We start from the raw sequence: 21324 nt of genomic DNA on the forward strand, positions 1-21324 counted from the left end.
GGTGAACGGCCTAGACTGGACGGACATCCACATTTTTCTGCGGAAGGTCCTCCGTCGTGTCCGTTGGTGCTGACAGCACGTTCGACACCGTCCTCGTCGTCGACTTCGGTGCGCAGTACGCGCAGCTGATCGCCCGACGGGTCCGGGAATGCCACGTGCACAGCGAGATCGTGCCCTCGACCATGCCGGTCGAGGAGATGCTCGCCAAGAAACCCAAGGCCATCATCCTCTCGGGTGGCCCCTCCTCGGTGTACGCCGAGGGCGCCCCGAGCGTGGGGGCCGAGCTGTTCGAGACCGGGGTCCCGACCTTCGGTATCTGCTACGGCTTCCAGGCCATGACCCGCGCCCTGGGCGGGGTCGTGGACCGCACCGACCTGAGCGAGTTCGGCCGCACCGCGCTGACCGCCAGCGCCGACTCCGTGCTGTTCGAGGGCCTGCCCGAGGACCTGAGCGTGTGGATGTCGCACGGCGACTCCGTGGTCCAGGCCCCGGCCGGGTTCAAGAGCACCGCCAGCACCGCCGGTGCCCCGGTGGCCGCCTTCGAGGACACCGAGCGCCGCCTGTTCGGCGTCCAGTTCCACCCCGAGGTCATGCACACCGAGCACGGCCAGGACCTGATGCGCCGCTTCCTCTACGAGGGTGCGGGCTGCCGCCCCACCTGGACGATGGTGAACATCGTCGAGGAGCAGCTGGAGCGCATCCGCGAGCAGATCGGCGACAAGCGCGTGATCTGCGCGCTCAGCGGCGGGGTCGACTCCGCCGTGGCCGGAGCCCTGGTGCAGCGCGCCGTGGGCGACCAGCTCACCTGCGTGTTCGTGGACCACGGCCTCCTCCGCAAGGGTGAGGCCGACCAGGTCGAGAAGGACTTCGTCGCGATCACGGGCGCCAAGCTCAAGGTGGTCGACGCCGAGGAGCAGTTCCTGTCGGAGCTGGCCGGGGTGACCGACCCCGAGGAGAAGCGCAAGATCATCGGCCGCGAGTTCATCCGCGTCTTCGAGCAGGCGGCCCGCGAGGTCGTCGCGGAGAGCGGTGAGGACGGCGCCGAGGTCGAGTTCCTGGTCCAGGGCACCCTGTACCCGGACGTCGTGGAGTCCGGCGGCGGTACCGGCACCGCGAACATCAAGTCGCACCACAACGTGGGCGGCCTGCCCGACGACCTCCAGTTCACGCTGGTGGAGCCGCTGCGCGAGCTGTTCAAGGACGAGGTCCGCAAGGTCGGTGAGGAGCTGGGCCTGCCGCCCGAGATGGTGTGGCGCCAGCCCTTCCCCGGCCCCGGACTGGGCATCCGGATCATCGGTGAGGTGAACCGCGAGCGCCTGGAGATCCTGCGCGAGGCCGACGCGATCGCCCGCGAGGAGCTCTCCCGCGCCGGGCTGGACCGCGACATCTGGCAGTGCCCCGTCGTGCTGCTGGCCGACGTCCGCTCGGTGGGCGTCCAGGGTGACGGCCGCACCTACGGCCACCCCGTGGTCCTGCGCCCGGTGAGCAGCGAGGACGCGATGACCGCCGACTGGTCGCGCGTGCCCTACGACGTACTCGCCCGCATCTCCAACCGCATCACCAACGAGGTGCGCGAGATCAACCGGGTGACGCTGGACGTGACCAGCAAGCCTCCGGGCACCATCGAGTGGGAGTAGCCGCGCGGCGCTCCCCCTGACGTGATCGGGCCCGGCACACGGTGTGTGCCGGGCCCGACCCGTCTCCGCGGCCCCGTGGTCCGGGGGCTCCGCGTCAGTCCTGGGTGACGAACACGTTGATCGCCGTGTCGTCGGCGTCCTCGGAGTGGGTGAGGACCAGCATGGAGGGCTCCTCGCCCGACCTCACGCTGAACACCAGGTCACCGCTGGCCTCCTCGCCCGGGGCGACCGGTTCCCAGAGGGTGCCCTTCTTCTCCTCGGACGTGGGGGTGTCGGCGGTGATCCAACGGTTGCTGTCGGTGACCAGTCGCTGCTCGGCCGAGCTGAACACGATCTCGTCGCCGCCGAGGTTCTCCAACGCCAGGTCGGCCACGCAGTACACCCCGCCCTCGATGCTCGACCGTCCCGGGATGGCGTCCAGGCAGCGCACCTCGACGCTGTACCGGACCCTGCCGTCATCGGACACCGCGTTCCCGTCGGTGTTGGTGGGCTCGGGCATCTCCGGGTCCATGTTGCCGAGGCCGTCGTCGGGCACGTTCGGGTCCGGGGCGGGGTCCTCCCGTCCCTGGTTGGCGGGCGGGGTGCTCTGGTCGCTTCCGCCGGACCCGGGCCGGTTGAGGACGAGGACGGTCACGACCACCAGCAGCACGGCCAGCGCGATACCGCCCGCGAGCAGGCCCCAGAACAGGCCGCCCCTCCTGCTGGGGGTGGCGGGCCGGTGCGGGGGCGGCGGCACCGGCGGCACGTACGGCTGGGGGCCCCGCTGCTGCTGCTCGGCCGGGGGCGGAACCATCGGGATGGGCCCGGTGGCGGCCGGGTGCTGCGCCGGGGGCGGTCCCGCCGGGGCGGGGCGCTGCTGCTGGCCGTGGGTGACCGGGTGCGGCCCCGCCGGGTGACCGGCGACGGGGTGGCCCGGCGGCGGGACGTGCTGCGACCGGGTGTAGTTGCCGGTCTGGTGCGCGGGCGGCGGCATCTGCGGCGGCGGCTGCTGGTAGTGGCCGGGCGCAGGATGGCGCATGCCCGTCATGGTCTGGTGCGCGGGGTGCGGCATCCCCGGCGGCATCGGGGGCAGGTTGGGCCGCCACGACTGGTGCAGGGCGTGCGAGACCATGTCGTTGGGGTTGCTGGTGTCCTCGCCGCCCGCGAGCTCCAGAAGCAGGTCCTGGGCGGTGGGGCGGCGGCCGGGCTCCTTGGCCAGGGCGCGGGTCACCAGGCGGTCCAGCGGACTGTCCAGGTTGCCGATCTGCGGCTCGGCGAAGAGCACCCGCTTGCCCAGCGTCATGGCGTCGCCGTTGCCGAAGGGGTGCGTGCCGTTGCCCGCGAACGCCACCAGACAGCCCCAGGCGAAGATGTCCGCCGAGGTGGTGACCTTCTCCTCCAGCAACTGCTCGGGCGCCATCCAGCCGGGGCTGCCCATGACGATGCCGGTCTGGGTGTGGTTGGTCGCGGTGTTCATCGCCCGCGCGATGCCGAAGTCGATCACCCGGGGACCGGAGAGCGACAGCAGGACGTTGGCGGGCTTGAGGTCACGGTGGACCAGCCCGGTGCGGTGGATCGCGGCGAGCGCGGCGGCCACGCCGAGGGCGAAGCCGTGCAGCGTGGAGGAGTCCAGCGGCCCGTGCTCGGCGATGTGCTCGGCCAGGGCCGTGCCCGCGATGTACTCGGTCACCATGTAGGGACGGTTCTCGAACGTCCCGTGGTCGAGCACCTTGGCGGTGCAGAAGGAGGCGACCTTGCGGGCGTTCTCCATCTCGTCGCGGAAGCGCGCCCGGGTCTGCTCGTCGAAGGCGAGCTCCGGACGGATGACCTTGATGGCTACCTGGTTGTTCTTCTCCGGCGTACTGCCCAGGTAGACGGTGCCCATGCCGCCACTGCCCAGCTTCCCGGACAGCACGTAGGGACCGATGGTGGCCGGATCTCCGGCGGCCAGCGGTTCCAGGTTCTTCGGGAGCCCATCCGACGGCAAGCGACCCTCCCCGACGGTGTCCAAACCCCGCCTTGCCCCAAGGTAGCGGGGTTTGTGCCCTGATTCCCACTCACGGACCGGATCGGGTCGTTCGGGGGTCGGGCGGTAACTGACATGACAGTGGTGACGAACCCTGGATCAAGGGGACCCGCCCTCCCGGGCGCGGAGGTCCGCGCCGGTGGGAGGCGGTGAACACGGCGCGCCCCGTGGAGGGGTCTGTGTTCACGCAAGGTGGGGGTTCCTTTACGATTGGGGACTCGTGACCGTTGATACCACCGTAACCGTGCGGGTCCCCGCGAAGGTGAACCTCCAGTTGGCGGTGGGGCCCAGACGCGAGGACGGTTTCCACGCCCTCGTGAACGTGTTCCACGCCGTCTCGCTGTTCGATGAGGTTACCGTCAAGGCGGCGTCGCCGCGTCGGCCGCGTGCCCTCACCGCTTTGACCGCCACCGGGCGGTCCGAGTCCCACCTGGCCAGGGTGCCGCTGGACGAGGGCAACCTCGCGGCGCGCGCCGCCCTCCTGCTGGCCGAGGAGACGGGCGCGGGCTTCCCCGTGGACATCCACCTCGACAAGCGCATCCCGGTGGCGGGCGGCATGGCCGGGGGCAGCGCGGACGCCGCCGCCGCGCTGGTGGCCTGCGACCGCCTGTGGGGCTGTGACCTGTCTCGGGAGCGGCTCCTCGACCTCGCCGCCCGGCTCGGCAGCGACGTGGCCTTCGGGCTGGTGGGTGACACGGCGGTGGGGACCGGTCGCGGTGAGCTCCTCGAACCGATGGTCAGCCCCGGGCGGTACCGGTGGGTGTTCGCCCTCTCCCCGCGCGGCCTGTCCACCGCCGACGTGTTCGGTGAGTACGACCGGCTGCGCCCCGACGCCCCGGAACCGCGTCTGGACACCGCCCTGGAGAAGGCACTGGCCAGCGGCGACGCGGTGTCCCTGGGCGCCTCCCTCAGCAACGACCTCCAGCCAGCGGCGCTCTCGCTGCTGCCCGAGCTGCGGCGCACCCTGGACGCGGGCCGCGGTGCCGGGGCGCTCGGTGCCCTGGTGTCCGGATCCGGGCCCACGTGCGCGTTCCTGGTCGGGGGCGGGGCAGAGGACCCGGGCGCGGTCGCGGAGCGGGAGGCCGGAGTGGTGGCCGCGCTGCGCGCCACCGGCCTGTGCGAGCAGGTCATCGCGGCCGACGGCGACGTCCCGGGAACCACCATCGTGTGACGTATATCACGTCATTTTGTGTCCGGATTCTGGGCGTCCTCGCCGTTGACCTCAACCATGGTTGAGGAAGAACACTGGTGACATGACGACGCCAGCCACCTTCTCCAGGTACGCCGACCTCCCCGCGCTGATCGGGCTCATGGAGGGTGACGAGAAGCACAACGCCGCCGCTCACTCCACCCTCGACGTTCTCTGGGTCCTCTACGACCGGGTCCTCGCCGTCTCCCCGGAGACCGCCGAGGACCCGGCGCGGGACCGCTTCCTCCTCTCCAAGGGCCACGGTCCGGCCGCCTTCTACGCCGTCCTCGCTGCCAAGGGCTTCCTCGACGTGCCCACCCTGCGCGGTTGGACCGCCTTCGACTCTCCGCTCGGCCACCACCCCGACCGCGTCCTGGTGCCCGGAGCGGAGATCGGCAGCGGTTCTCTCGGCCACGGCCTGCCGCTGGGTCTGGGCACCGCCCTCGGGCTGCGGGCCCAGGGGACACGCCGCGCGGACGGCACCGCACCCCGCGTGGTGGTGCTGGTCGGAGACGGCGAACTCGACGAGGGCAGCAACCACGAGGCCATCGCGGCCGCCGCGCGCCTGGGCGCCGACAACCTCACCGTCGTGGTGATCGACAACGCCTCCGCCACCCACGGCTGGCCCGGCGGTGTCGGACGCCGGTTCGAGGTGGAGGGCTGGGAGCCCCGCGAGGTCGGCGGCCGCGACCACGACGCCCTCCAGGACGCCTTCACCCGCCCGACCTCCGGACGGCCGCTGGCCGTCGTCGCCCGCGTCCGCAACGGAAACTGAAAGCGAGCCCGGTCATGCGTGACACCTTCGCCGCCGCCACCCACGAGGCACTCGACCGCGACCCCCGGACCGCGCTGGTTCTCGCCGCCATCTCCGCGGGCATGTTCCGCCGCGCCGCCGCCCGACACCCGGGCCGGGTGATCGACCTCGGCATCCGCGAACAGGCGATGATCGGCGTCGCCGGGGGCCTGGCCCTCACCGGCATGCGCCCCATCGTGCACAGCTACACGCCGTTCCTGGTCGAGCGGCCCTTCGAGCAGATCAAGATCTCCCTCGGCCACCAGGACGTGGGCGCGATCCTGGTGAGCATCGGCGCCTCCCACGACACCTCGGCCGAGGGGCGCACCCACCAGGCACCCGAGGACGTGGCGCTCCTGGACACTCTGCCCGGCTGGACCGTGCACGTGCCCGGCCACCCCGACGAGGTGCGGACCCTGATGGAGAGGGCGGTGCCCGGGGACGACCTCGTGTACCTGCGGCTGTCCACCCACACCAACAGGGCGGCCCTGCCCGTCGGTCCGCGCCTCAACGTGCTGCGCACCGGTTCGTCCCGCTCCGCCGGGGTGGTGGTGGCGGTCGGACCCATGCTGGACCGGGTGCTGGAGGCCACGGCGGGCCTCGACGTCACCGTCGCCCACACCTCCACCGTCCGGCCCTTCGACCACGAGGGGCTCAGCGCGCTCGCCGGGGCGGCGGGCAACGCCGACGTGCTGATCGTGGAGCCCTACCTCAAGGGCACCTCCGCCCACGAGGTGGCCGAGGCCCTGGCCGACCGGCGCCACCGCCAGGCGTCCCTGGGGGTGTCCCGCCGCGCCGAGGTCCGCGCCTACGGCACCGCCGCCGACCACGACCGGCTCCACGGCCTGGACGTCGAGGGGATCGCCAAGTCCGCCCGGGACTTCTTCCTGGTGTAGCGAACCCGCCCGGGGCCTCGCGTGGTGCGGCCCCGGGCGACCCCTCCTAACAGGCGTACGTTCTGCCGTCCGCCGCCTTGCCCCAGTTACAGCTGCTCAGCGTGCCCGCGGCCTTGTTGTCGTCCTTGCTGCCGGGCTTCTTCAACCGGAGGTCGGGGTTGCGGCCGCTTCCGTCGTTGGGCAGTACGTGGCGCGCGTAGCCCCGGTACACGTGGTGCGTGCCCTTCGCGTCCCGGTGGTTCGTTCCGGAGCCGGTGTGCACGTGGACGACGGCCCCCGCCGGGAGGTTGTACGAGGGCAGTGCCCGGCCGTAGGTGTTCGAGGTGATGTCCGGGACGTGTCCCCGGAGGTTGACGGTCTTCTTCGACACGTTCTTCACGACGAAGTACTCGCCGTTGAGATTGGTCTGCTTGTTGTTCTTCACGTCGGCCCCGGCGGCGTTGGGCCGCACGTGGGTGATCATCAGGGCGCCCGTGGTGGACGCGGCGTGCGCCGGAACGGGCACGAGGAACGCGGTGAGGAGTACGGCCGCGACGGCGGCACGGACGGAGCGCATGGGCTCCCCTTTCGGTTCACGCCGTCCTGCGATGCGGGCCTCCGGGGGGTGGCGCGCAAGCGGGGGTGCCGAGGACAGGGCAGAAGATTAGCCTGTCCGCGCCGAGGACGGGGCCGAAAGGAACCGATACGCGAAAAGTGTCGTCCCCGGCGGTCAGCCGGTCCGTTCACCGTCGCGGGGGCAGCACAATGGAAGGTGATGACGAATCTGGTCAACCTTCAGGACGTGTCCCTGGCCTACGGGCCGCTCGTACTCCTCGACAAGGTGTCCCTTGGCGTGGACGAGGGCGAACGCATCGGCGTGGTCGGCCGCAACGGCGGTGGCAAGTCCACGATGATCTCCGTGCTCGCGGGGCGGACCGAGCCCGACTCCGGCCGGGTCGTGCACAACCGCGGGCTGCGGGTCGGCTTCCTGCACCAGCGGGACGACTTCCCCGACAGCACCGTCGGTGAGTTCGTGCTGGGCGGACGGGCCGAGCACGAGTGGGCGGGGGACGCGCGCATCCGCGACATCCTCCGGGGCCTGCTCGGCGGCTGGGACCTCGACGTGCCCATGTCCGGGCTGTCCGGCGGCGAGCGCCGCCGCTCCGGGCTGGCGCGGCTGCTGGTGGACGACCACGACCTCGTCATCCTGGACGAGCCCACCAACCACCTCGACATCGAGGGCATCGCGTGGCTGGCCGAGCACCTGCGCGGCCGTCCGGAGTCCCTCGTGGTCGTCACCCACGACCGGTGGTTCCTGGACGCCGTGACCACCCGCACCTGGGAGGTCGGGCGCGGCACCGTCGAGAGGTACGAGGGCGGGTACGCGGCCTACGTGCTGGCCAAGGCCGAGCGCGACCGCCAGGCCGCGGCCGAGGAGGACCGCCGCCAGAACCTCATGCGCAAGGAACTGGCCTGGCTGCGCAGGGGAGCGCCCGCGCGCACCTCCAAGCCCAAGTTCCGCATCGAGGCGGCCAACCAGCTCATCGCGAACGAGCCGCCGGTGCGCGACTCCGTGGAGCTGGTCCGCTTCGCCAGCTCACGGCTGGGCAAGACCGTCATCGACCTCAAGAAGGTCTCGGTCGCCATCCCCGACCGCACGCTCCTGGACGAGCTCACCTGGCAGCTGGGCCCCGGCGACCGGGTCGGGCTGGTCGGCGTGAACGGCGCGGGCAAGTCCACCCTCCTCAAGATCCTCGCGGAGGAGCGGGAGCCCGACTCCGGCACCGTGCGCACCGGCCGGACGGTCAAGCTGGCGCACCTGTCCCAGAACGTCGCGGAACTCGACCCCACCGCCCGGCCCCTCCAAGCCGTCATGGACGTGCGCGAGCACATCACCATCGGCAAGCGCGACTACACCGCCAGCCAGATGCTGGAGAAGTTCGGCTTCCGGGGCGAGCGCCAGTGGACGCCGATCGGTGACCTGTCCGGCGGCGAGAAGCGTCGGCTCCAGCTGCTGCGGCTGCTCATGGACGAGCCCAACGTGCTGCTGCTGGACGAGCCCACCAACGACCTCGACATCGAGACCCTGACCGAGCTGGAGGACCTCCTCGACGGATGGCCGGGCTCCCTCGTGCTGGTCAGCCACGACCGGTACTTCCTGGAGCGGATCACCGACCGGGTGCTCGCCCTGATGGGCGACGGCGGCCTGGCGTTCCTGCCCGGAGGGGTGGACGAGTACCTGGAGCGCCGGGAGGCCAGCGCCGGCGAGGGCACCGTGCCGCTGGGCGCCTCCGAGACCGCCGTCCAGGAGCCCGCGGCCGCCCCGGCCGTGTCCCAGGCCGAGCGCCGCGCCGCCCAGAAGGAGATGCAGCGCGTCGAGCGGCGGATGGACAAGATCGCCAAGCGCGAGGAACAGCTCCACGAGCAGATGGCCGCCGCCGCCGAGGACTACACCCGGCTCGCGGACCTCGACGCCGAGGCCCGGACCCTCGCCTCCGAGAAGGAGGAACTGGAGATGGTCTGGCTGGAGCAGGCCGAGCTGATCGGGGACTGACCGGTCACCGCGACAGGCGGGCCCGCTGGTCGGCCTCCACCGGCAGTAGGCTGCCGGTACGGTTCCGAACCTCAGGAGGAGACGCCATGGCTGGCCTGGACGAGATTCCGGTGACCATGATCGACGGCCGGGAGACCACCTTCGGTGAGTGGTCCGGGAAGGTGCGCCTCGTGGTGAACGTGGCGTCCCGCTGCGGGCTCACCCCGCAGTACGGGGCGCTGGAGGAGCTCCAGAAGCGCTACGAGGACCGGGGGTTCACCGTGATCGGCCTCCCCAGCAACCAGTTCCTCCAGGAGTTCGGCGGCGAGGAGAAGATCGCGGAGTACTGCTCGATGACCTGGGGCGTGACCTTCCCGATGACCGAGAAGGTGAAGGTCAACGGGCGCGGCCAGCACCCCCTGTACGCGGAGCTCACCCAGGCGTCCGACGCCGAGGGCCACGCCGGACGGGTCAAGTGGAACTTCGAGAAGTTCCTGGTGCTCCCCGACGGCGAGGTGCACCGGTTCCGCCCGGCCACCGTCCCGGACGCCCCGGAGATCGTGGAGCTCATCGAGCGCTCCCTGCCCGAGGGCGCCTGACCGCTCAGCCCGTTCCGCAGTCGACGTAGTCCTCGATGCTCTCCAGGAACTCCTCCCGAGGCGTCCGCCGCGTTCCGTGTTCTAGCGGATCCGGGCCTGGAAGACGTCGGCGATGGCCTGGGCGCCGGCGAGGTTGGTGTGGATGTCCGGGCCCCGGGCCGTGTCGCACATCCAGGTGAGGTCGCAGATCCGCTGGAGGTTGACCGGCATGCCCGAGGCACTGTCGGCGGGGACCTCGGTGTCCGAGCCGTCGAAGGCGGCGTCCACGTCGGCCACGTCGATCCCGGCGGCCTCGTAGGAGGCGGTCAGTGACGCGTTCACCTGGTCGAGGATCTCCACGGTCCGGGCGGACAGGCTCGTCTCGCCGGAGGCGTCGGGGTCCTCCAGCAGGGCGAGGGCCAGGAACGGGTTGTAGTAGGTCATCCCGACGATCCGGGTGCTCGGGTCCGCCGCGTCGACCAGCCGTTCCGCGATCACCGGCACCTCGGTCTCCAGGCGCTCCAGGCCGTCCGCCACGCAGGCCTCGTCGACGCTGATCCCGTCGATGCCGAGCGCCTCCTCGTGGACGCCCTCGACGCACCCGGTGAAGTTATTGCCCCCGATGGTGAGGGTGACCAGGTCGACCGCGTCGCCGTGCTCCCGCAGGAACTCCTCGGCCTGGTCGAGCTGGGCGCCCTCCTCGTAACGGTCGTCGCACCCGGGGATGCCGCCGCCGACGAAGGTCGTGGTGTCCTCGCCGCCGCAGCCCATGCGCTCGTGCCGGAGGGAGGAGTCGGTGTCCTTCAGCGAGCGGTACAGGACGTCGGTGTACCCCTCCGAGGTCTCCCGGCCCCGACCCCGCTCGTCGGGCTGCACCCCCACGGTCAGGGAGTCGCCCAGGGACAGGTAGTGGTTCGGCGCCGGAACGGGTTCCCCGGCCTCCTCAGCGGAGCAGCCCGCGACGACGAGGGTCGCGGCGACGGCGGCCATCCAACGGATTCTCAACGTGCTCTCCCACGGGCCCGGACGGTTCTCACCCCTGCGGGCCGGACGGGCTCCTGTCGAGGGGTGCGAGAAGGCTTCTCAGTAACGATGCCAGCTGTTCGCGCTCGGCGGCGGGCATCGGGGCCAGAAGGGTCTCCTCGTAGCTGAGGAGTGAGGCCAGTGCGGCGTCGATCCGCTCGGCGCCCCTCGCGGTAAGCCGGACCAGCACGCCGCGTTTGTCGGCGGGGTCGGGGCGGCGGCGCACGAGATCGGCGGCGGCCAGCCGGTCCACGCGGTTGGTCATGGTCCCGGAGGTGACCAGGGTGGCGCGCAGCAGGCGCCCGGGGCTGAGCTCGTAGGGCGGGCCGGAGCGGCGGAGCTCGGCCAGGACGTCGAACTCCCAGGGCTCCAGCGCGTGCTCGGTGAAGACGGTGCGTCGGGCACGGTCGAGGTGGCGGGCGAGCCGGGACACCCGGCTGAACACCTCCAGGGGCGTCACGTCCACGTCCGGCCGCTCGGAGCGCCACGCCTCGATCAGCCCATCCACCTCATCGCGCATGGCACCCAGCATATCTCTTGACATCAAGATAGTGGGGCGGGTATACGAATACCCGCCCCACTGGTGCCACCCGTGTCCGGGGCTCGGCTCAACGCTTGCGGCGCGTGTCCAGCCTCGGCTTGGACTCCAGCGCGGAGAGCCCGTTCCAGGCCAGGTTGACCAGGTGCGCCGCCACCACCTCACGCTTGGGCTTGCGCACCTCCAGCCACCACTGTCCGGTCAGCGCCCACATGCCCACCAGGGCCTGCGCGTACATCGGGGCGAGCGCCGGGTCGTAGCCGCGTTCGGAGAACTCGTCCGCCATGATGTGCTCGACCTGGCTGGCGATGTCGTTGATCAGGCCAGCGAAACTGCCGGTCCCGGAGGCCACGTGCGAGTCGCGGGTGAGCACCCGGAACCCGACGCTGTCCTCCTCGACGTAGCGCAGTAGGGCCAGGGCCGCCTTCTCGATCTTGCTGCGGGCGTGGTCCGCGGTGAGGGCCTCGCCCATCATGCCCAGGAGCGTGCGCATCTCCCGGTCCACGACGACGGCGTAGATGCCCTCCTTGCCGCCGAAGTGCTCGTAGACCACGGGCTTGGACACCCCGGCCCGCGCGGCGATCTCCTCAACGGAGGTCGCGTCGAACCCGCGTTCGGCGAACAGCTCCCGGCCGATCTCCAACAGCTGTTGCCGACGCTCCTTGCCCGTCATGCGCTTGCGGCGCACGCGGGTCCTCTGCTCGCTGTCGGCTGCTCCCATGATGGTTACTGATCCTAGACCTTGACCCGCTTGGCAGCGAGCCGTTCGTTGTTGGGCCAGCGCACCTTGGTGGCCCAGCCGAACTTCTCGAAGACCCAGATGACCCGGGCGGAGATGTCGATCTGGCCCTTGAGCACACCGTGGCGGGCGCAGGTGGGGTCGGCGTGGTGCAGGTTGTGCCAGGACTCACCGAAGGACGGGATGGCCAGCCACCACACGTTGCGGGAGCGGTCGCGGACCTCGAAGTTCTCCTCGCCGATGGTGTGGCAGATCGAGTTGATCGACCAGGTCACGTGGTGCAGCAGCGCGACGCGCACCAGGCTCGCCCAGAAGAACGCGGTGACCGCGCCCCAGACGGACATGGTGACCAGGCCGCCGATGACGGCGGGGGCGAAGAGCGAGAAGAGCACGATCGGCAGGAACAGCTTGTCGACGAGGACGACGTCCTTGTCCTTGAGCAGGTCCGGGGTGAAGCGGCGGGGGGAGGTCTTCTTCTCGTCCAGGTACATCCACGCCATGTGGGCGTAGTACATGCCCTTGGCCACGGACTTCCAGTCGTCCCCGAAGCGCCACGGCGAGTGCGGGTCGCCCTCGGCGTCCGCGTACTTGTGGTGGCGGCGGTGGTCGGCCACCCACTTGATGACGCTGCCCTCGATGGCCATGGAGCCCGCGATCGCCAGCGCGATCCGCAGCGGGCGGTTGGCCTTGAAGGAACCGTGGGTGAAGTGGCGGTGGAAGCCGACGGTGATGCCCAGGCCGCTGATCACGTAGAAGACCGTGGCGATGGCGATGTCGAGCAGCGACAGGCCCCAGCCCCAGAAGAAGGGCACCGCGGCGAGCAGCGCGATCAGGGGCACGAACACGAACGCGAAGACGGTGTAGCGCTCGGCCTTGCCCCGCAGCTCGGGCTCGTACTCGGGGATCGCCTCGCGCTTGGGAGCGGCGGTGGCGGTGGCGGTGCCGGTGGGCTTCTCGGCGCCTTCGGTCGGCACCTCTGGGGCAGCGGTCATGGGTCTTGCACACCTCGTCACGGAGAACGTCGTCACCGGTCGGGACGGCGTCACGGGTACGAGGCACCCGCCGAGACGGCCCAACCTATTCCTACGTAACCGTAACCTACGACCCCGTAGGTTTGGCAAGCCCCCGGGTGGAGGCGCTATGTTGGTGTCGAGCGTCCGGGCGAGCGTCCGGAACGTTCCCGGATGATGTAATCGGCAGCATCTGGGGTTTTGGTCCCCATCGTCCAGGTTCGAGCCCTGGTCCGGGAGCAACCCCCGCCGTCGCGCGACCGCCCCCTCCGAGGGGCGGGACGCACCCCGTGCGGGACACGGGAGAGGGACGGCGGCACAACTCACACCGGCGTCCGGCTGGCCCGCCCCTGCGGGAGTCCGCCGGGCGCCGCGCGCGGCGCCCCCTCATGCGCCTGATGTGTGCCGGTGTCACACATGTATCCTTCCCATGTCGGCCGCTGGTCATCCGACGGCCGCCCGCGCGGCATGCGGGTCGCGCCGCCGAAGGGTGAGCCGACGTTCATATGCCAGCTATCACGAGGGGTCTCCTCCAGTGAGCGTGAACCGTCCGGCTGCCGTGATCATCCTCGCGGCGGGTGAGGGCACCCGAATGAAGTCGAAGCTTCCCAAGGTCCTTCACGAACTCAACGGCCGCAGCATGCTCGGCCACGTGCTCCACGCGTCCAGAGAACTCGAACCCGGCAACACCGTGGTGGTCGTGGGCCACGCCCGGGACCAGGTGCGAGCCCACCTGGCCGAGGTCGCCCCCGAAGCCGTCACGGCGGTGCAGGAGGAACAGAACGGCACCGGGCACGCCGTGCGCATGGCGGTCGAGGACCTCGCCGCCCAGAGCGTCGATCTCTCCGGAACCGTCGTCCTGACCTGCGGGGACACGCCCCTGCTGCGCGGCGAGACACTCGCGTCGCTGGTCGGGGCACATGAGAAGGAGGGCAACGCGGTCACCGTGCTGTCCGCCCGCGTCCCCGACCCCCACGGCTACGGACGCATCGTGCGTGACGCCGACGGCTCCTTCACGGAGATCGTCGAACACGCCGACGCCACGCCCGAGCAGCACCTCGTGGACGAGATCAACTCCGGGATGTACGCCTTCGACGGCGCCCTCCTGAGCAAGGTCGTCCAGCGCCTGTCCACGGACAACGCCAAGGGCGAGGAGTACATCACCGACGCGGTCGGCCTGCTCCGCGCCGACGGCCACCGGGTGGACGCCTGGAGCGCCGAGGACTGGAACGAGGTCCAGGGCGTCAACAACCGCGTGCAGCTCTCCGAGGCGCGCCGCGTCCTGAACGACCGCCTCCTGACCGGGCACATGCTCTCCGGCGTGACCATCGTGGACCCCGCGACGACCTGGGTGGACGCCGGGGTCAGCATCGGCGCGGACACCGTGGTCCACCCGAACAGCCGCCTCTACGGCACCACGAGCATCGGTGAGGACGCCGAGGTCGGCCCCGGCGCCGACCTGCGCGACACCCTCGTCGGTGACGGCGCGAAGGTCCGCGAGACCACCGCGGACGGGGCGGAGATCGGCCCCTGGGCCACCGTCGGCCCCTACACCTACCTGCGGCCGGGCACCCGCCTGGCCGAGCGGACCAAGGCCGGTGCCTTCGTCGAGGTCAAGAACTCGAACGTCGGCACCGGCTCGAAGATCCCGCACCTGACCTACGTCGGGGACGCGGACATCGGTGTGGGCAGCAACATCGGCTGCTCCTCGGTGTTCGTCAACTACGACGGGGTCACCAAGTCCCGGAGCACCATCGGCGACCACGTCCGCATCGGCAGCGACAACACCATCGTCGCTCCCGTGACCGTGGGCGACGGAGCCTATTCCGGGGCCGGGACCGTGGTCCGCGACGATGTCCCGCCCGGTGCCCTGGCGATCTCCGAAGGACACCGGCAGCGTAACGTCGAGGGCTGGACGCGGCGCAAGCGTCCGGGAACTCCGCCCGCCGAGGCGGCGGAGCAGGCGGAACGGCACAGAGCCGACGCCGCTAACAAGCAGTGACTGTGGGGGAGAAACACGTGACCGGCATGAAGGCCACCGGCCAGAAACAACTGATGCTGTTCTCGGGGCGTACGCACCCGGCCCTGGCCGAGGAGGTGGCGAAGGAACTGGGGATCGAGGTGGTCCCCACCCGGTTCGACACCTTCGCCAACGGCGAGATCTTCATGCGGTACCTGGAGTCGGTGCGCGGCAGCGACGCGTTCGTCATCCAGAGCCACGCCGACCCGGTCAACGAGTCGATCATGGAGCAGCTGATCATGGTGGACGCGCTCAAGCGCGCCTCCGCCAAGCGGATCACCGTGGTCACCCCGATCCTGGGCTACGCCCGCCAGGACAAGAAGCACCGGGGCCGCGAGCCCATCTCCTCGCGCCTGGTCACCGACCTCTTCCGGACCGCGGGGGCGGACCGGATGATGGCGGTGGACCTGCACACCGACCAGATCCAGGGCTTCTTCGACGGCCCGGTCGACCACCTCTTCGCGCTGCCGATCCTGGCCGACCACATCGCCAGCCAGGTCGACCACGCCGAGATCACCGTTGTCTCCCCGGACGCCGGGCGCGTGCGCACCGCCGACCGCTGGGCGGACCGTCTGGGCGCCCCTCTGGCCATCATCCACAAGCGCCGTGACCCGGACGTCGCCAACCAGGTGAAGGTCCACGAGGTCGTCGGCGAGGTCAAGGACCGCGTGTGCGTCCTGGTCGACGACATGATCGACACCGGCGGCACCATCGTGAAGGCCTCCGAGGCCCTCTTCGAGCAGGGCGCCAAGAAGGTCCTGGTCGCCGCGACGCACGGTGTGCTGTCCGGTCCGGCCGCCGAGCGCCTCCAGAACTCGCGCATCTCCGAGGTGGTCATCACCAACACGCTCCCCGTCCCGGAGGAGCGCGCCTTCGAGAAGCTCACGCAGCTCTCGATCGCCCCGCTGGTCGCCCGCGCGATCAACGAGGTCTTCACCGACGGTTCGGTCACGAGCCTGTTCGACTAGTCGCTGTCGCCGGCACCCGCGCACGGCGCGGGTGCCCCCGGCCGGGGCCGGAGCCGGTCCCGGGACGGGCCATGTACGGAGTCGTCACCAGAGACAGTAGACTTGGCCGAGTGTCCCCGTGTCCGGGTGGTTTCCTTTCGTGTCTCCGCCTGGAAACAACGCGGGCAGGGGTGCGCGACGAGCGTTCCCGGGCCGGACGGGTCCGGTGACGGCTCGCCGGGCACGCCTGGAACCAGGGCGGTCGAGTCCTCAGCGAGCTGGGTGACCCCGTCGCAATTCTTCGCCGAGGGCGAGAATCGTTCGTACTACTGGAGTCGTGTTCCCCGTACTGCGGGGTTGAACCCGAGGAGTTTTGTCGTGTCCGAGGTACGTATCGCTGCCGAGCCCCGCACGGAATTCGGCAAGGGCGCCTCCCGTCGCGCCCGCCGCGCGGGTAAGGTGCCGGCCGTCCTCTACGGCCACGGCACCGAGCCCCGCCACCTGAACCTGCCGGGCCACGAGCTCATGCTCGCCCTGAAGACCCCGAACGTCCTGATTCGCCTCGACGGCCTGGACAAGGACAACCTTGCCCTCCCCAAGAGCGTGCAGCGCGACGCCATCAAGGGCTTCCTGGAGCACGTCGACCTGCTCGTCGTCTCCAAGGGTGAGAAGGTCGAGGTCGAGATCAGCGTCTCCCTCACCGGTGAGGTCAAGGCTCCCGGCGTGCTCAACCAGGAGCTCGTCACCGTGACCGTGGAGGCCGAGGCCACCCGCATCCCCGAGGGTGTCGAGTTCGACATCAACGGCCTGGAGGTCGGCGCCACCCCGACCGCCGGCGACCTGAAGCTGCCCGCGGGCGTTTCCCTGGTCACCGACCCCGAGTCGATCCTGCTCACCGTCTCCGCGCCGCGCGTGGAGGAGGAGCCGGAGACCAGCACCGAGGCCGCCGGGGCCGCTGAGGAGGCCGCCGCCGAGTAGGCGCGGTCCCCAGCCCCACACGGCTCTGAGCGCGCGGTCCCCGATCCGGGGGCCGCGCGTTCGTCGTGCGGGGGCGTGCTCCGGGTGCCGATAGTGTCGGTCGGCATGTGGAGTCTGTTGAGCAGGTTGGGTATCCGGAAGAGCGGGGACGGCGAGGACATGGCCGAGGCGGAGCGCTGGCTGGTGGTCGGGTTGGGCAACCCGGGCCCCAAGTACGCGGGCAACCGGCACAACGCCGGTTTCATGGTCGTGGACGCCCTGGCCGCCGAGAAGGGCGAGCGCTGGAAGGTCCACAAGGCGCACGCCGAGGTCGTGGAGACCCGGATCGAGGGCGCCCCCGTGGTGCTGGCGAAGCCGCGCACCTTCATGAACGTCTCCGGCGGCCCGATCGCGGGGCTGGCGAAGTTCTACAAGGTCCCGATGGAGCGGATCATCGTCGTGCACGACGAGATGGACATCGACTACGGGGCGCTCAAGCTCAAGAAGGGCGGCGGGTCGGGCGGTCACAACGGGCTGAAGTCCACCACCGCCTCCCTGTCCGGCCCGGACTACCTGCGGGTCCGCTTCGGTGTGGGCCGCCCGCCCGGGCGTATGGACCCGGCCGCGTACGTGCTGCGGGACTTCTCCTCGACCGAGGCCCTCGAGCTGGACCTGAACGTGGAGCGCGCCGCCGACGCGGTGCGCACCATCCTCAAGGACGGTCTGGGCCGGGCGCAGAACATCTTCCACACCGCAGCCTGACCCGCACGCCCGACCCGCACGCCCGACCGGCCCCGTACAGGGGGCCGGTGGCGGGGGCTCCGGCTCCCGGCCCCCGCCCGCTGGAGCCGGTCACGTTCTGCTTCGGATTTCGGTCAGGGCGGATCCCGGCCCCGCCGTGTCCCCTTCGAAAGGGCCCGGGCGGTCTCGGGACAGACACATTCTTGGTGGGATTGGGACTTCTTCCCCAACAGTCCGCGACCCACAGCGACTTTTCCACTACTTTTGGTTACTGTTCGGGTGGGCGGACGTCGTTTCGCGCCCGGAGAGAACCCATCCCTGCCCTTCGCTGAGGTAGCGCGCGCCCAGGGGTGGTCACCCATCGTGAGCATTCGCGGCCGTCAGTGGTCTTGGGGGAAACGTGGTCACAACCAGTGGGATCGTCCAGGGACAGCCCTCGGCGCGGCGACGGGAGCATCCGGTTCGGCCGGGCACGCCGGTCCGGGGGATCCGGCGGATTCCGGTCAACACCGGACCCCGGGCCGAGGCCTGGCTCCGTCCCTACGTCCTCGGCCTGGTCGCGCTGGACCTCACCGCCGCCGTCGTGGCGACCCTGGCCGGGAGCGCGGTCCGGTTCAACGACGCCCTTCTGGCCGGAACCACCACGCCCTACCTGCTGCTCTCCCTGGTCCTGCCGCCGGTGTGGGTCCTGTTCGTCCGGCTCGGCGGCGGATACGAACGCCGCTTCCTGGGGATCGGCACCGAGGAGTACCGCAGGGTCGCGGTGGCCGGAGCGTTCCTTGCCGCGACCGTGGCGGTCGGGGCCTACGCCGTCAAGTTCGACCTCGCGCGCGGCTACGTGCTCATCGCCCTGCCGCTGATCGTCCTGCTCTCCCTCAGCCTGCGCTACGCGCGCCGCAAGGCGCTGCACCGTCGGCGCCGCTCCGGGGCCTGTATGAGCGGGGTCGTGATCGTCGGCCACAGCGTCGGCGCCGGCGACCTCATCCGGCGGTTCCGCGACGAGATCTACCACGGCATGCGGGTGGTGGGCGTGTGCCTGCCCGCCCACGAATCGGACGTCACCGAGGTGGAGGGCTGTCCGGTCCTGGGGTCCTTCACCGACGCCGCCGACGCCGCCGCGCTGGTCGGTGCCGACTCGGTCGCGGTCCTGGCCTGCCCGGAGATGGACGGGGTGGAACTGCGCCGACTCGCCTGGGAGCTGGAGAAGACCGGCACCGACCTCACCGTGGCCTCGGCCCTCATGGAGGTGGCCGGACCCCGCACCACCATCCGTCCCGTGGCGGGCCTGCCCCTGCTGCACGTGGAGCACCCCGAGCTGGAGGGCACCCGCCGCGTGGTCAAGGGCGCCTTCGACCGCTGCGCCGCCGCGCTGGCGCTGGTCCTGCTCTCGCCCCTCTTCCTCGTCCTGAGCGTTCTGATCCGCTCGGAGGGCGGCGGACCCGCCTTCTTCCGGCAGACGCGCGTGGGCCGGGGTGGCGCCGAGTTCACCGTGTACAAGTTCCGTACGATGGTGGTCGGAGCGGACGCCCTCAAGGCGATCCTCCAAGCCCGGAACGAGCACGACGGTGTGCTCTTCAAGATGCGTAGGGACCCCAGGGTCACGTCCGTGGGGGCGTGGCTGCGCCGCTACTCGCTCGACGAGCTTCCCCAGCTCGTCAACGTGGTGCGCGGCGAGATGTCGCTCGTCGGTCCGAGGCCCCCGCTGCCGGAGGAGGTCGCCCAGTACGGGCACGACGTCCGCCGCCGGTTGGTGGTCAAACCGGGGATGACGGGCCTGTGGCAGGTCAGCGGCCGATCCGACCTCTCCTGGGAGGAATCGGTCCGTCTGGATCTGCGGTACGTGGAAAACTGGTCGCTGACATTGGACATCCAGATCCTGTGGAAGACGTGGTCAGCGGTGATCCGTGGGGCGGGAGCATACTAGCCGGTGAACAACATCCGAAACGATCATGAGGTGGCTCGGGACCTGGCGAGCGAGGCCGGACAGCTGTTGCTGCGCCTGCGCGCCCGCCACGGATTCGACGAGCCCGAGGTCCTGCGCACCCTGGGTGACCGCACCTCGCACGAGTTCCTCTTCTCCGCGCTCGGGAGGCTGCGGCCCAGCGACGCGGTGCTCTCCGAGGAGGGTGCCGACGACCAGTCGCGGTTGAGGGCCAGGCGGGTGTGGATCATCGACCCGCTGGACGGGACCCGCGAGTTCTCCGAGGCCGGTCGTACCGACTGGGCGGTGCACGTGGCGCTGTGGGAGAACGGCGACCTGGTCGCCGGTGCGGTCGCGCTGCCCGCCCAGGGCAGCTGCCTGTCCACGGTCGACCCGCCGTGGCTGCCGGAGGAGCGCCCCGAGGGGCAGCGGCTGCGCATCACGGCCAGCCGGACCCGGCCCCCGGCGTTCGTCCAGCGCATGGCGACCCAGATGGGCGCCGAGGTGATCCCGATGGGGTCGGCGGGCGCCAAGATCTGCGCCGTCCTGCTGGGGATCGCCGACATCTACGTGCACGCGGGCGGCCAGTACGAGTGGGATAGCGCCGCGCCGGTGGCGGTCGCGCGCGCGGCGGGCCTGCACACGTCGCGGATCGACGGTTCGGAGCTGCGCTACAACGTAGCCGACCCGCTACTCCCCGATGTCCTTGTATGCCGATCGGAATTGTCGGGTATGTTGTTGGCAAGCATCCGCGACGGCGCGGACCTTGACAGCGCCGGTCCGCACGCGGGGGGCTGAACCGCAGCACCCACCGCCGCGGAACCGGACGTGAGTGTCGGTATTTCTAAGGCGGATTCCATGGGTCAGGCGAGTCAGCAGGCGCTCGGGCGCTACCAGCTCTCCCAGCTGGACGTCCTCGAAGCCGAGGCGATCTTCATCATGCGCGAGGTGGCGGCGGAGTTCGAGCGGCCCGTGCTGCTCTTCTCCGGCGGCAAGGACTCCATCGTGATGCTGCGCCTGGCGGAGAAGGCCTTCTGGCCCGCCCCGATCCCGTTCCCCGTCATGCACGTGGACACCGGGCACAACTTCGACGAGGTCATCGAGTTCCGGGACCGACGCGTCGCCCAGGCCGGGGTCCGGCTGGTGGTGGCCTCGGTCCAGGAGCAGATCGACGCGGGCAAGGTCACCGAGCCCACCGGCCGCTGGGCCAGCCGCAACCGCCTCCAGACCTCGGCGCTGCTGGAGGCCATCGAGGAGAACGGCTTCACCGCGGCCTTCGGGGGCGCCCGCCGCGACGAGGAGAAGGCCCGGGCCAAGGAACGGGTCTTCTCCTTCCGCGACGAGTTCGGCCAGTGGGACCCCAAGAACCAGCGCCCCGAACTCTGGAACGTGTTCAACACCCGGATCAACCGCGACGAGCACATCCGGGTCTTCCCCATCTCCAACTGGACCGAGCTCGACGTGTGGGGCTACATCCAGCGTGAGGAGCTGGAACTGCCCTCGATCTACTTCGCCCACGAGCGGAGCGTGTTCGAGCGCGACGGCATCCTGCTCGCGGACTCACCGCTCATCCAGCGCGACGAGACCGAGGTCCCCTTCACCGAGACCGTGCGCTACCGCACCGTCGGCGACCTCACCTGCACCGGGGCGGTCAAGTCCTCGGCCGTGGAACTGGACGACATCATCGCGGAGATCGCCGCGACCCGGATCACCGAGCGCGGGCAGACCCGCGCCGACGACCGGGCCAGCGAGGCCGCCATGGAGGACCGCAAGCGCGAGGGCTACTTCTAGCCTCCGCCCACTCGTCCCCACGGTTGT

19 protein-coding genes are annotated in these 21324 nt (G+C 70.7%); 13 read left to right on the forward strand and 6 right to left on the reverse strand.

Going from position 1 to position 21324, the window contains the following annotated elements:
• Nucleotides 1-56 precede the first annotated feature (56 nt).
• On the forward strand, nucleotides 57-1637 hold the full coding sequence (gene guaA / locus ACFW3L_RS18800; RefSeq protein ID WP_378742157.1) for a glutamine-hydrolyzing GMP synthase: 1581 nt from the start codon (nucleotides 57-59) through the stop codon (nucleotides 1635-1637).
• A gap of 94 nt (nucleotides 1638-1731) precedes the next feature.
• Here guaA and ACFW3L_RS18805 read toward each other — a convergent pair whose 3' ends face one another.
• Nucleotides 1732-3603, reverse strand: a complete 1872-nt coding sequence (locus tag ACFW3L_RS18805) for a serine/threonine-protein kinase (RefSeq protein ID WP_378742160.1) — start codon at nucleotides 3601-3603, stop codon at nucleotides 1732-1734.
• A gap of 259 nt (nucleotides 3604-3862) precedes the next feature.
• Between ACFW3L_RS18805 and ACFW3L_RS18810 the strand changes: the two genes are divergently transcribed.
• The 3 genes from ACFW3L_RS18810 (at nucleotide 3863) to ACFW3L_RS18820 (ending at nucleotide 6520) form a co-directional block, all read left to right on the forward strand.
• The gene (locus tag ACFW3L_RS18810) at nucleotides 3863-4813 is read left to right on the forward strand and encodes a 4-(cytidine 5'-diphospho)-2-C-methyl-D-erythritol kinase (RefSeq protein WP_378742162.1); all 951 of its coding nucleotides are present in this window, start codon (nucleotides 3863-3865) and stop codon (nucleotides 4811-4813) included.
• A gap of 82 nt (nucleotides 4814-4895) precedes the next feature.
• Nucleotides 4896-5606 carry a thiamine pyrophosphate-dependent enzyme gene (locus ACFW3L_RS18815; protein ID WP_378742164.1) on the forward strand — a complete coding sequence of 237 codons (711 nt, stop codon included), beginning with the start codon at nucleotides 4896-4898 and terminating at the stop codon, nucleotides 5604-5606.
• A 14-nt stretch (nucleotides 5607-5620) separates the two neighbouring features.
• Nucleotides 5621-6520, forward strand: a complete 900-nt coding sequence (locus ACFW3L_RS18820) for a transketolase family protein (RefSeq protein WP_378742166.1) — start codon at nucleotides 5621-5623, stop codon at nucleotides 6518-6520.
• Nucleotides 6521-6566: 46 nt separating this feature from the next.
• On the opposite strand, the gene ACFW3L_RS18825 is transcribed toward ACFW3L_RS18820, so the two are convergent.
• Nucleotides 6567-7076, reverse strand: a complete 510-nt coding sequence (locus tag ACFW3L_RS18825) for a lamin tail domain-containing protein (RefSeq protein ID WP_378742168.1) — start codon at nucleotides 7074-7076, stop codon at nucleotides 6567-6569.
• 198 nt (nucleotides 7077-7274) lie between these two features.
• Here ACFW3L_RS18825 and ACFW3L_RS18830 point away from each other — a divergent pair, with 198 nt between their 5' ends.
• Both ACFW3L_RS18830 and ACFW3L_RS18835 read left to right on the forward strand, forming a co-directional pair.
• Complete coding sequence (locus ACFW3L_RS18830) at nucleotides 7275-9053, forward strand: ABC-F family ATP-binding cassette domain-containing protein (protein ID WP_378742170.1); 1779 nt, start codon at nucleotides 7275-7277, stop codon at nucleotides 9051-9053.
• Between the two features lie 86 nt (nucleotides 9054-9139).
• On the forward strand, nucleotides 9140-9631 hold the full coding sequence (locus ACFW3L_RS18835) for a glutathione peroxidase (RefSeq protein WP_378742172.1): 492 nt from the start codon (nucleotides 9140-9142) through the stop codon (nucleotides 9629-9631).
• A gap of 81 nt (nucleotides 9632-9712) precedes the next feature.
• On the opposite strand, the gene ACFW3L_RS18840 is transcribed toward ACFW3L_RS18835, so the two are convergent.
• From ACFW3L_RS18840 to ACFW3L_RS18855, 4 genes are all read right to left on the reverse strand, one after another.
• On the reverse strand, nucleotides 9713-10600 hold the full coding sequence (locus tag ACFW3L_RS18840) for a GDSL-type esterase/lipase family protein (RefSeq protein WP_378742176.1): 888 nt from the start codon (nucleotides 10598-10600) through the stop codon (nucleotides 9713-9715).
• 43 nt (nucleotides 10601-10643) lie between these two features.
• Complete coding sequence (locus ACFW3L_RS18845) at nucleotides 10644-11153, reverse strand: MarR family winged helix-turn-helix transcriptional regulator (RefSeq protein ID WP_378742178.1); 510 nt, start codon at nucleotides 11151-11153, stop codon at nucleotides 10644-10646.
• Nucleotides 11154-11241: 88 nt separating this feature from the next.
• Nucleotides 11242-11892 (reverse strand): TetR family transcriptional regulator, encoded by a 651-nt coding sequence (locus tag ACFW3L_RS18850; protein WP_378742180.1) that lies wholly within the window; start codon nucleotides 11890-11892, stop codon nucleotides 11242-11244.
• A gap of 14 nt (nucleotides 11893-11906) precedes the next feature.
• A complete protein-coding gene (locus ACFW3L_RS18855; protein ID WP_378742182.1) occupies nucleotides 11907-12902 on the reverse strand; it encodes an acyl-CoA desaturase in 996 nt (331 codons plus the stop codon).
• Between the two features lie 553 nt (nucleotides 12903-13455).
• Here ACFW3L_RS18855 and glmU point away from each other — a divergent pair.
• The 7 genes from glmU to cysD all read left to right on the forward strand — a co-directional run bounded on the left by glmU (nucleotide 13456) and on the right by cysD (nucleotide 21297).
• Nucleotides 13456-14922: a bifunctional UDP-N-acetylglucosamine diphosphorylase/glucosamine-1-phosphate N-acetyltransferase GlmU gene (gene glmU, locus ACFW3L_RS18860; RefSeq protein WP_378742184.1), complete on the forward strand. Its 1467-nt coding sequence runs from the start codon at nucleotides 13456-13458 to the stop codon at nucleotides 14920-14922.
• A gap of 17 nt (nucleotides 14923-14939) precedes the next feature.
• Complete coding sequence (locus ACFW3L_RS18865; protein ID WP_378742186.1) at nucleotides 14940-15908, forward strand: ribose-phosphate diphosphokinase; 969 nt, start codon at nucleotides 14940-14942, stop codon at nucleotides 15906-15908.
• A 357-nt stretch (nucleotides 15909-16265) separates the two neighbouring features.
• A complete protein-coding gene (locus tag ACFW3L_RS18870) occupies nucleotides 16266-16865 on the forward strand; it encodes a 50S ribosomal protein L25/general stress protein Ctc (RefSeq protein ID WP_378742189.1) in 600 nt (199 codons plus the stop codon).
• 105 nt (nucleotides 16866-16970) lie between these two features.
• Nucleotides 16971-17606, forward strand: coding sequence for an aminoacyl-tRNA hydrolase (gene pth / locus ACFW3L_RS18875; RefSeq protein ID WP_378742191.1), 636 nt, complete (start codon nucleotides 16971-16973; stop codon nucleotides 17604-17606).
• A gap of 379 nt (nucleotides 17607-17985) precedes the next feature.
• Nucleotides 17986-19509 (forward strand): sugar transferase, encoded by a 1524-nt coding sequence (locus tag ACFW3L_RS18880; RefSeq protein WP_378742193.1) that lies wholly within the window; start codon nucleotides 17986-17988, stop codon nucleotides 19507-19509.
• Nucleotides 19510-19512: 3 nt separating this feature from the next.
• Nucleotides 19513-20304: a 3'(2'),5'-bisphosphate nucleotidase CysQ gene (locus ACFW3L_RS18885; protein WP_378742195.1), complete on the forward strand. Its 792-nt coding sequence runs from the start codon at nucleotides 19513-19515 to the stop codon at nucleotides 20302-20304.
• 60 nt (nucleotides 20305-20364) lie between these two features.
• Complete coding sequence (gene cysD, locus ACFW3L_RS18890) at nucleotides 20365-21297, forward strand: sulfate adenylyltransferase subunit CysD (protein WP_378742197.1); 933 nt, start codon at nucleotides 20365-20367, stop codon at nucleotides 21295-21297.
• Nucleotides 21298-21324 lie beyond the last annotated feature (27 nt).

It is taken from the genome of Nocardiopsis sp. NPDC058789 (assembly GCF_042745575.1).
GTDB lineage: Bacteria > Actinomycetota > Actinomycetes > Streptosporangiales > Streptosporangiaceae > Nocardiopsis > Nocardiopsis eucommiae.

Excerpts from the sequence above, each read along its gene's own strand:
- ACFW3L_RS18815 (WP_378742164.1), top strand. The coding sequence starts at position 4,896 with ATGACGACGCCAGCCACCTTCTCCAGGTACGCCGACCTCCCCGCGCTG.
- ACFW3L_RS18820 (WP_378742166.1), top strand. The coding sequence starts at position 5,621 with ATGCGTGACACCTTCGCCGCCGCCACCCACGAGGCACTCGACCGCGAC.
- ACFW3L_RS18825 (WP_378742168.1), bottom strand. The coding sequence starts at position 7,076 with ATGCGCTCCGTCCGTGCCGCCGTCGCGGCCGTACTCCTCACCGCGTTC.
- ACFW3L_RS18830 (WP_378742170.1), top strand. The coding sequence starts at position 7,275 with ATGACGAATCTGGTCAACCTTCAGGACGTGTCCCTGGCCTACGGGCCG.
- ACFW3L_RS18835 (WP_378742172.1), top strand. The coding sequence starts at position 9,140 with ATGGCTGGCCTGGACGAGATTCCGGTGACCATGATCGACGGCCGGGAG.
- ACFW3L_RS18840 (WP_378742176.1), bottom strand. The coding sequence starts at position 10,600 with ATGGCCGCCGTCGCCGCGACCCTCGTCGTCGCGGGCTGCTCCGCTGAG.
- ACFW3L_RS18845 (WP_378742178.1), bottom strand. The coding sequence starts at position 11,153 with ATGCGCGATGAGGTGGATGGGCTGATCGAGGCGTGGCGCTCCGAGCGG.
- ACFW3L_RS18850 (WP_378742180.1), bottom strand. The coding sequence starts at position 11,892 with ATGGGAGCAGCCGACAGCGAGCAGAGGACCCGCGTGCGCCGCAAGCGC.
- ACFW3L_RS18855 (WP_378742182.1), bottom strand. The coding sequence starts at position 12,902 with ATGACCGCTGCCCCAGAGGTGCCGACCGAAGGCGCCGAGAAGCCCACC.
- pth (WP_378742191.1), top strand. The coding sequence starts at position 16,971 with ATGTGGAGTCTGTTGAGCAGGTTGGGTATCCGGAAGAGCGGGGACGGC.
- cysD (WP_378742197.1), top strand. The coding sequence starts at position 20,365 with ATGGGTCAGGCGAGTCAGCAGGCGCTCGGGCGCTACCAGCTCTCCCAG.